Below are 8,986 nucleotides of genomic sequence, written 5' to 3' on the forward strand. Positions count from 1 at the left end.
CCGAAATGACGTCCCTCCGCCAGATCCTCGACGGCCTCGAACCGCTTCCCGACGCGCCCGCCTGGCGCGGCACGATCCCCGACGGCTGGCTTCAGGGCCGCACCTCCTACGGCGGGCTGAGCGCCGCGATCGCGCTTCACTGCGCGATGATGTCGGACGACGATCTTCCTCCGCTCCGCTCCGCTCAGGTCAGCTTCGTCGGTCCGCTCGCCGGCCCGATCATGGTGACCGCGCATCGGCTGCGCCGCGGCAAGAATGCCGCCTTCATCCAGGCGGACGTGGAGAGCGAGGCGGGATTGGGGCTACGCTGCACCTTCGTCTTCATGCGCGCGATCGAGAGCGAGGTGGACTATCAGACCACCCATCTTCCCGCCTTTCCCAAGCCGGAGCCCGGGGAGAAGACCTACAAGGGCCTGCCGCAGGTCGCCTTCACCCAGAATTTCGAGTTCGTCGATCGCCGCGACGGCGCAGAGCTGCTTCCCGCCGAATGGCTGCGCTGGACCCGCCTCAACGAACGCGAGGGGATCGATCCCATGGTCGAACTGATCGCGGTCGGCGACTGCCTGCCGCCCGCCGCTCTCCGCCTGCTCGGCCGGAACGTGCCGATGAGCTCGCTGACCTGGATCCTCAACGTCCTCGGCCCCGCGCCGGCGACCGACGATGGCTGGTGGCTGCTCCGGTCGAACGCCGATTATGCGCGGGCGGGCAGCTCGTCCCAGATCATGGGAATCTGGAACGCACGGGGAGAGATGGTCGCCGAGCAGATGCAATCAGTCGCGCTGTTCGCCTGAACGCGCATCGCCTGACACGGTTTGCGACACTTCTGCCGCGGCGCGGCACATCGCTGCGACAGCAGGCGTCCACTCAAGTCACACGGACGGGATGGACCCGCCCCAACCAAGGACGCGATCATGACCCGCAAGCTCATCCTCGCCGCCGCGCTCGCCGCTTCCGTCCTCTCGGGCGGCCTCGCGATCTCGGCTCAGGCGCAGACTCCGCCCGCCGCTGCCCGCAACGGCGGCGCGCCGTCCGACGGACCCGGCCGCGCCTTCATCAAGGCGGACAGGAACGGCGACGGCGTGGTGTCCCGGCAGGAGTATCTGGACGCGGCTTCGCGCCGGTTCGCCAAGCTCGATCGCAACCGCGACGGTCGCCTCACGCCGGACGAAATGACCAAGGGTGGCCGTCACGGCGGGCGCCGCGGTCTGCGCGGTGGCGGCGACATGACGCCGCCTCCGCCTCCTCGCTCCTACTGAATCCCGAACGAGCCGGGCGGGCTCCTCCTCCTCCTCGCCCGCCCGGCTCACCCCTCTTTCGCGGCAGGTCGGTCATGCTAGACGATGCCCCGATGGGCGACACTCCGCATCTGCTTCTCGTCGACGACGAACGCTCGATCCGCGAGCCGCTGGCGCAATATCTGACCAAGCACGGCTTCCGCGTCACCCAGGTCGGCGACGCCGAGGCGGCGCGGACGCGGCTCGCGGCCTATGCGATCGATCTCGTCGTGCTCGACATCATGATGCCGGGCGAGGACGGCCTGTCGCTCTGCCGCCATATCCGCGAGACCAGCGAGACCCCGGTGATCCTCCTCACTGCCCGCACCGAGGAGACCGACCGCATCGTCGGGCTGGAAATGGGCGCCGACGATTACGTCGTTAAGCCATTCTCCCCGCGTGAGCTCGCCGCCCGGATCAAGGTCGTCCTGCGCCGGCTCCAGGCCGGCGGCGCGCGCCAGCATGCGCCCGAGAGCGGCTCCTACGCCTTCGCCGGCTGGGTGCTGAAATCGGGCGAACGCACGCTCGTCGATCGCGACGGCGTCACCGTCCCGCTGTCGACCGGCGAGTACAACCTCCTCCTCGCACTCGTCACCCGTCCGCGCCAAGTGTTGACCCGCGACCAGCTGCTCGACCTCACCCAGGGCCGCGAGGCGGCGGCGTTCGATCGCGCGATCGACAACCAGGTCAGCCGCCTGCGCCGCAAGATCGAGCCCGACCCGAAGACCCCCGACATCATCAAGACCGTCTGGGGCGGCGGCTACACGCTCGCCGCCGAGGTGACGCGCCTCTGACCCGCGGACCCCGCTCGCTCGCCGGCCAGCTCGCGCTGCTGATCGCGCTGGCGCTGTTCGCCGCGCAGGCGGTCAACCTCGCGCTGATCCTCCGCGAACGCTCGGCCGTCCGGATCGAGCAGGCGACCGGTCCCGCCGCGACCCGGATCGCCGACGGACTGGAACGCGAAGCGGCGGGGCGAAGGCTGCGCGGCGAACGGGGCGGTCGGCTGCGGCGGGTCGACGCGAACCCGATCCCCCCTGTCCTCGAGCGCCGGCCGGAGATCGCGAGCGAGCTGCGCGCGAAACTCGCCGCGCTCGGGATCGCCGCGGGGCGGATCGACGCCGCGCTCCAGCCAACGTCCGCCGATCGCATGTCCTGGTCGCAGGCGCATCGTCACCGTCCGCTCTCACCGGTCGAACTGATCGTCGCGGTCGAGCAACCCGGCCACGACTGGCTGGTGCTTCGCGGCCCGTGGCCGGGCGACGAGAGCTGGCTGATCTGGCGGATCGTCGCGCAGACCCTCGTCCTGTACCTGGTCGTGCTGGTCCCTGTCCTCTGGATCGCACGGCGGATGTCCCGGCCGCTCCGTGCGCTTGGCGAGGCGGCGCGGACCTTCACGCCCGGTGACGCCGCCGTTCCGCTGGCGGAGGGCGGCCCCGCCGACGTCCGCGCGGTCACCGCCGCCTTCAACGCGCTGCGCCTGCGGGTCACGGCGATGCTGTCGGAGAAGGACCGGATGCTCGGCGCGATCGGGCACGATCTGCGCACGCCGCTGGCCGCGCTGCGCGTCCGCATCGAATCGGTCGAGGATGACGACGACCGCATCCGCATGGCGGAGACGATCGACGAAATGAGCCAGACGCTGGACGACATCCTCTCGCTTGCGCGGCTGGGACGCCCGAGCGAGCCGCCGGTCGAGGTTGACCTCGGCGCGCTGGTGGAGGCGGTGGTCGAGGACTTCCGCGATCTCGAAGCGCCGGTCGCCTTCGCCGAGCCGCCGCGCCTGCCCATCCGGTTGCGCCCTTCCCTCATGCGCCGCGCGGTCCGCAATCTCATCGAGAATGCGATCAAATACGGCCATGCCGCCGAGGTCTCGCTGAAGATCGAGCCCGCGTCCGTGGCGATCGCGGTCTGCGACCAGGGACCGGGTATTCCCGAGGACCGGCTGCGCGACGTCTTCGATCCGTTCACGCGCCTGGAGACGTCGCGCAACCGCGAGACCGGCGGCGCGGGACTGGGCCTGGCGCTCGCCCAGGCGATCGTCCGCGAGGCCGGGGGCGAGATCACGCTTGCCAACCGCCGCGAAGGCGGGCTGGAAGCGCGGATCACGCTGCCCCGTTAGGAACCCCGATGTCCGTCCTCTCCGACCGCTGGATCCGCGAGCGCGCGGTCGCCGATACGATGATCGAGCCGTTCGTCGAGGCGCAGCGGCGCGACGGCTGCATCAGCTACGGCCTGTCGTCCTACGGCTACGACGCTCGGGTCTCCGACGAGTTCAAGGTGTTCACCAACATCGACAGCGTCATCGTCGACCCCAAGGACTTCGCGCACAACAGCTTCGTCGACCGGAAGACCGACGTCTGCATCATCCCGCCCAACAGCTTCGCGCTCGCCCGCACGGTCGAATATTTCCGGGTGCCGCGCGACGTGCTGGTCATCTGCCTGGGCAAGTCGACCTATGCGCGGTGCGGGATCATCGTCAACGTGACTCCGCTCGAGCCCGGCTGGGAGGGGCATGTCACGCTCGAGTTCTCGAATACCACGCCGCTGCCGGCGAAGGTCTATGCCAACGAAGGCGCCTGCCAGTTCCTGTTCCTCCAGGGGAACGAACCCTGCGAGGTCAGCTACGCCGACCGCGCGGGCAAATACATGGGTCAGCGCGGGGTGACGCTTCCGAAGCTGTGAGCGGGCCCGCCATTCCCGCGAAGGCGGGGATGACGGGCGCTTCAGACGAGGTGCGGCTGCTTGTCCACCATCCAGGTCTGGCCCTTGGACAGCAGCGTCTGGAGATCGGGCTTCCTGCCCGCCGCGGCAGCCGCGTTCTGCTCGATCACCGCGCTCTCGAAGGTCGGCGCCGGGTCCTCGTAGATCACGCCGAGCGCCATCGGGAACGCCCCGAACGGCATCTCGACCAGCAGATGCGCGATCGTGCGGTTGGTCTTGTCGTGGACCAGCACCTCGGGATCGTCGCCCGCGACGACCTTCAGCGCGAGCGTCGCGCGATCGAGCGCGATGCCCTGGGTGCCGCCGTCGAACAGCATCGGCTTGCCGTGCTCCACCCACAGCTGACCGGTGGCAGCGCTCTTCTTCTCGGTGAAGGGCGCGAACACGTCGTCGTTGTAGACGATGCAGTTCTGGAAGATCTCGACGAAGCTCGTACCCTTATGGGCGTACGCGGCCTTGAGCACGCCGACGAGATTCTTGTGGACGTCGATCCCCCGCGCGACGAACCGCGCGCCCGAGCCGAGCGCGAAGGCGCACGGGTTCGCCGGGCGGTCGACCGAGCCGAACGGGGTGGATGGCGAGTTGGTGCCGACGCGCGAGGTCGGCGAATACTGCCCCTTGGTCAGCCCGTAGATCTCGTTGTTGAACAAGAGCACCTGGCAGTCGAGGTTGCGGCGGAGCAGGTGCATCGTGTGGTTGCCGCCGATCGACAGCGCATCGCCGTCGCCGGTGATGATCCACACGTCGAGCTCGGGATTGGCGAGCTTCACCCCCGTCGCCACCGCCGGCGCGCGGCCGTGGATGGTGTGGAAGCCGTAGGTCTCCATGTAATAGGGAAAGCGCGACGAGCAGCCGATGCCGCTGACGAAGACGGTGTTCTCCGGCCGCGCGCCGATCTCCGGCATGGTGCGCTGCACCGCCTTCAGGATCGCGTAATCGCCGCAGCCCGGACACCAGCGCACCTCCTGGTCGGTCTCCCAGTCGCGAGGCGTCGTGGTGCGGATCGGGGTCATGTCGTTCATGGTCGAAGTTTCCGAAGTTTCCGGGATAACGACGCAAGCGGCGCGCCCCGGCGATCAAGTCAGGCGGACTGCGGCGAGTGGTGCTCCCGCAACGAGCCGTCGTCGTGCCCCGCCACCGGATCGGGCAGCTGCGCCGTGTCCGCCGCCACTTCGCCGCCTGCAAACGCCTCGCCGCCCCCGAAATAGCCAGCGATCGCCGCTTCGATCTCGCTGATGCGGAAGGGCTGACCGGACACCTTGTTGAGCGGCTTGGCGTCGACAAGAAACTGGTCGCGCAACACCGTCTTGAGTTGTCCCGTGTTCATCTCCGGGACCAGGATGTGATCGAAATTTCCCAACAACGCACCCATATTCTTCGGCATCGGCCAGATGTGACGGATGTGGATATGCGTCACGTCCAGGCCACGCCGCCGCGCCCGGCGCACTGCCTGGTGAATCGGCCCGAAGGTCGACCCCCAGCCGACGACCGCCAGCGTGCCCGAGGTCTCGCCCAGCTCGACCTTCTGGTCGGGCACGTCGATGCCTTCCACCTTCAACCGCCGCGTGTCGGTCATCTCCTGATGATTCGCGGGCGAATAGTCGATGTTGCCTGTGCCCTGCTTCTTCTCGATCCCGCCGATACGGTGGAGTAGCCCCGGCGTGCCCGGCTTGACCCAGGGCCGCGCGAGCTTCTCGTCGCGCGAATAGGGCTGGAACCCTTCGGTGGGCACCTCCTCGAGGAAGGTCACCGGAAACGATTCGTATGCGCTCGTATCCGGCACCTTCCACGGCTCGGCGGCATTGGCGATATAACCGTCAGTCAGGATCATCACCGGGGTCATGTAGCGAGTCGCGATCCGCACCGCCTCGATCGCGACGTCGAAGCAATCGCTCGCGGAGCGGGTCGCGATCACCGGCATCGGCGCGTCGCCGTTGCGGCCATAGACCGCCTGGTAGAGGTCCGACTGCTCGGTCTTGGTCGGCAGCCCGGTCGAGGGGCCGCCGCGCTGCGAGTTGACGATGACCAGCGGTAGCTCGGTCATGATCGCCAGCCCCATCGCCTCACCCTTGAGCGCGATGCCCGGCCCCGACGATGAGGTGACGCCGAGCTGCCCCGCGTAGGACGCGCCGATCGCCGAGGCGATCGCGGCGATCTCGTCCTCCGCCTGGAAGGTGGTGACGCCGAACTCCTTCAGCCGCGCAAGATAGTGAAGGATCGCCGACGCCGGGGTGATCGGATAGCCGCCGAAGAACATCGGCAGTCCGGCGAGCTGCGCGCCCGCGACCAGCCCCATCGAGATCGCCTCGGCTCCGGTCACCGTCCGGTACAGCCCCGGCTCGACGGGCGCCGCGGCGACGTGATGCTGCTTCATCGGCCCGGCCAGCTCCGCTGTCTCGCCATAGGCGTGGCCGGCGTTGAGCGCGGCGATGTTCGCCTCGGCCAGCGTCGGCGCCTTGGCGAACTTCGCCTTCAGCCAGTCGATCAGCGGCTGGCGCTGGCGGTCGAACATCCAGAGCGCCAGCCCGAGCGTCCACATGTTCTTGCAGCGCAGCGCGTCCTTGTTGCCCAGCCCGAACGGCTTGACCGCGTCGATCGTCAGCGCCGAGATGTCGAACGCCAGCACCTGCCACTTGGCGAGGCTTCCGTCGGTCAGCGGGTCGCCGTCGTACTTGGCCTTCTCAAGATTGCGCTTCGTGAACTCGCCCGCGTCGGCGATGATCAGCCCGCCCGGCTTCAGCCCGTCGACGTTGGTCTTGAGCGCGGCGGGGTTCATCGCGACCAGCACGTCGAGCTCGTCGCCCGCGGTCTCGATGGCGGTCGAGCCGAAGTTGATCTGGAACGCCGACACGCCGAACAGCGTGCCGATTGGCGCGCGGATCTCGGCGGGGAAATCGGGGAAGGTCGCCAGATCGTTGCCGGCGAGTGCCGTCGAGAGCGTGAACTGTCCCCCCGTCAGCTGCATCCCGTCGCCGGAATCCCCGGCGAAGCGGACAACGATCGATTCGGCTTGGGGGTGTGCGGATGCCTCCGCGGGCGTCACTTCGTGGGCGGCGGTCGCCATTCAATTGTCCTGTGGAACGTCTGCTCGGGGCGTCCTCTAGGATGCGGACCACTGCTCGAACAAGGTAGAACGATGCGATGGGCTTGCAACCTTCGCTTTCGCTCCCAAGTGCCCGCCGCCTAGCAAGGAGCGAGACGATGAGGACGAGCGGCAACACGATCCTGGTCACCGGCGGCGGATCGGGGATCGGCGAAGGGCTGGCGCATCGGTGGCACGATGCCGGCAATACCGTGATCGTCGCCGGCCGGCGCCGGGAGGCGCTCGAGCGGGCGTGCGCGGGCCGCGAGCGCATGCACGCGCTGGTTCTCGACGTCGACAGCGCCGAGGGGATCGCGGATCTCGCCGGGCGTCTGCTCGCCGCCCATCCGGAGGTGAACGTCCTGGTCAACAACGCCGGGGTGATGCGGATCGAGCCGATCGACGCCAAGCGCGATCTCACCTCCGCCCAGGAGACGATCACCACGAACCTGCTCGGTCCGATCCGACTGATCGACGCGCTGGTCGACCACCTGAAGCAGCAGCCCAACGCCGCGATCGTCAACGTCACCTCAGGCCTCGCCTTCGTGCCGCTGGTCGACGCCGCCGTCTATTGCGCGACCAAGGCGGCGATGCATTCCTATTCGGTCTCGCTCCGCGATGCGCTGGCGGGCCGCGTCGAGGTGATCGAGCTGTCGCCTCCCGGCGTCCAGACCGGGCTGACGCCGGGCCAGGAGAACCGCCCCGGCTACATGCCGCTCGAGGCGTTCCTGGACGAAGCAATGGCCAAGTTCGCAAAGCAGCCCACGCCCAAGGAAATCCCGGTCGAGCGGGCGGCGATGCTGCGCTCGGCGGAGGCCGAAGGCCGTTTCGACCAGACCTTCCGGATGCTCAACGAGAGTGCGCGGGCGGCGCGGGCGGCGCAGCCCGGCAGCTGAGCAGGTCCGCTCGCGGATTTGGGGACCAAGCGCTACGGGACGCACCGCTCGCGGCTGCGGGCTTCCGCCTTCGCGGGGACGCCGCGCTACTCGAACGCCTCCGCCAACCGGACGATGACGTCGACGTGCCGCCGCGCAATGGCGAGCACGTCGTCGCCGTAGCCGCCGCCGACCGTGCTCGCGAGCGGCAGCCCGCGCGCGCGCGCCAGCGACGCGACCAGCCGGTCGCGTCGCGCCAGCCCCTCGTCCGACAGCGCCAGACGGCCGAGCCGGTCGCCCCCGAACGGATCGACTCCGCCCTGATACAGGATCAGCGCCGGCCGGTGCTCGTCCAGAAACGGCGTCAGCGTCGCCCCCAGCGCCTCGAGATAGGCGTCGTCTCCCATCGCATCCGCCAGCGGCACGTCCACGGTCGATCGCGCCTTACGCGCCGGGAAGTTCTTCTCCGCATGGATCGAATAGGTCGCGATCCCCGCGCGCCCCGCGCACAGCGCCGCGGTGCCGTCGCCCTGATGGACGTCGGCATCCACCACCACGACGCGCACCCCCTCGTCCGCCAGCCGGATCGCAGCGATGGCCAGGTCGTTGAACACGCAATAGCCCGCGCCGGTGTCCGCCAACGCATGATGGCTCCCGCCCGCGGTGTTCGCTGCAAAGCCATGCTCCAGCGCCAGCCGCGCGGCGAGATAGGTCCCGCCCGGCACCATCGCCGCGCGCCGCGCGACCGCCTCGGTGACCGGAAAGCCGATCCGCCGCTCCTTTGCGCGCGGCACCTGCACGGACAGCACCTCCTCGACATAGTCCGGGTCGTGCGCAGCCTCGAGCCAGGCGCGCGGCATCGCCTCGGGTTCGTGCCACGCCACGTCGCCTCGTTCGCACAGCAGGTCGCGGATCGCGCCGTTCTTGCCCCAGCGGTAGGTGGACCGCGCCGGCGCTTCGGCGACGTAGGCGGGGTGGTGGACGACTCGGATCACCACGCTAAGGTAGGTCGCAAATCGAGACGGAGGAGAGCC

The 8,986-nt window shown here is 69.1% G+C and carries 10 protein-coding genes; 6 read left to right on the forward strand and 4 right to left on the reverse strand.

Annotated features, from left to right (window positions below; translation table 11 throughout):
• Positions 1 to 5: 5 nt before the first annotated feature.
• The 3 genes from AC4GYY_RS04535 (at position 6) to AC4GYY_RS04545 (ending at position 2,068) form a co-directional block, all read left to right on the forward strand.
• Positions 6 to 791, forward strand: coding sequence for a thioesterase family protein (locus AC4GYY_RS04535; RefSeq protein WP_491119028.1), 786 nt, complete (start codon positions 6 to 8; stop codon positions 789 to 791).
• A gap of 120 nt (positions 792 to 911) precedes the next feature.
• On the forward strand, positions 912 to 1,256 hold the full coding sequence (locus tag AC4GYY_RS04540; RefSeq protein ID WP_491119029.1) for a hypothetical protein: 345 nt from the start codon (positions 912 to 914) through the stop codon (positions 1,254 to 1,256).
• A gap of 92 nt (positions 1,257 to 1,348) precedes the next feature.
• Positions 1,349 to 2,068 carry a response regulator gene (locus AC4GYY_RS04545; protein WP_491119030.1) on the forward strand — a complete coding sequence of 240 codons (720 nt, stop codon included), beginning with the start codon at positions 1,349 to 1,351 and terminating at the stop codon, positions 2,066 to 2,068.
• Here the strand turns inward: AC4GYY_RS04545 and AC4GYY_RS04550 are convergent.
• On the reverse strand, positions 2,035 to 2,442 hold the full coding sequence (locus tag AC4GYY_RS04550) for a hypothetical protein (RefSeq protein ID WP_491119031.1): 408 nt from the start codon (positions 2,440 to 2,442) through the stop codon (positions 2,035 to 2,037). The two genes, AC4GYY_RS04545 and AC4GYY_RS04550, sit on opposite strands and share 34 nt — an antisense overlap.
• On the opposite strand from AC4GYY_RS04550, the gene AC4GYY_RS04555 reads away from it, so the two are divergent.
• Positions 2,422 to 3,393: an ATP-binding protein gene (locus AC4GYY_RS04555; RefSeq protein ID WP_491119032.1), complete on the forward strand. Its 972-nt coding sequence runs from the start codon at positions 2,422 to 2,424 to the stop codon at positions 3,391 to 3,393. The two genes, AC4GYY_RS04550 and AC4GYY_RS04555, sit on opposite strands and share 21 nt — an antisense overlap.
• A gap of 8 nt (positions 3,394 to 3,401) precedes the next feature.
• A complete protein-coding gene (dcd, locus tag AC4GYY_RS04560; protein ID WP_491119033.1) occupies positions 3,402 to 3,956 on the forward strand; it encodes a dCTP deaminase in 555 nt (184 codons plus the stop codon).
• Between the two features lie 41 nt (positions 3,957 to 3,997).
• On the opposite strand, the gene AC4GYY_RS04565 is transcribed toward dcd, so the two are convergent.
• The gene (locus tag AC4GYY_RS04565; protein WP_491119034.1) at positions 3,998 to 5,017 is read right to left on the reverse strand and encodes a 2-oxoacid:ferredoxin oxidoreductase subunit beta; all 1,020 of its coding nucleotides are present in this window, start codon (positions 5,015 to 5,017) and stop codon (positions 3,998 to 4,000) included.
• Between the two features lie 59 nt (positions 5,018 to 5,076).
• Positions 5,077 to 7,059, reverse strand: coding sequence for a 2-oxoacid:acceptor oxidoreductase subunit alpha (locus tag AC4GYY_RS04570; protein WP_491119035.1), 1,983 nt, complete (start codon positions 7,057 to 7,059; stop codon positions 5,077 to 5,079).
• A 137-nt stretch (positions 7,060 to 7,196) separates the two neighbouring features.
• On the opposite strand from AC4GYY_RS04570, the gene AC4GYY_RS04575 reads away from it, so the two are divergent.
• Positions 7,197 to 7,973 (forward strand): SDR family oxidoreductase, encoded by a 777-nt coding sequence (locus tag AC4GYY_RS04575; protein ID WP_491119036.1) that lies wholly within the window; start codon positions 7,197 to 7,199, stop codon positions 7,971 to 7,973.
• An 86-nt stretch (positions 7,974 to 8,059) separates the two neighbouring features.
• Here AC4GYY_RS04575 and AC4GYY_RS04580 read toward each other — a convergent pair whose 3' ends face one another.
• A complete protein-coding gene (locus AC4GYY_RS04580; RefSeq protein WP_491119037.1) occupies positions 8,060 to 8,947 on the reverse strand; it encodes a histone deacetylase family protein in 888 nt (295 codons plus the stop codon).
• Positions 8,948 to 8,986 lie beyond the last annotated feature (39 nt).

It is taken from the genome of Sphingomonas sp. SP6, from assembly GCF_058313435.1.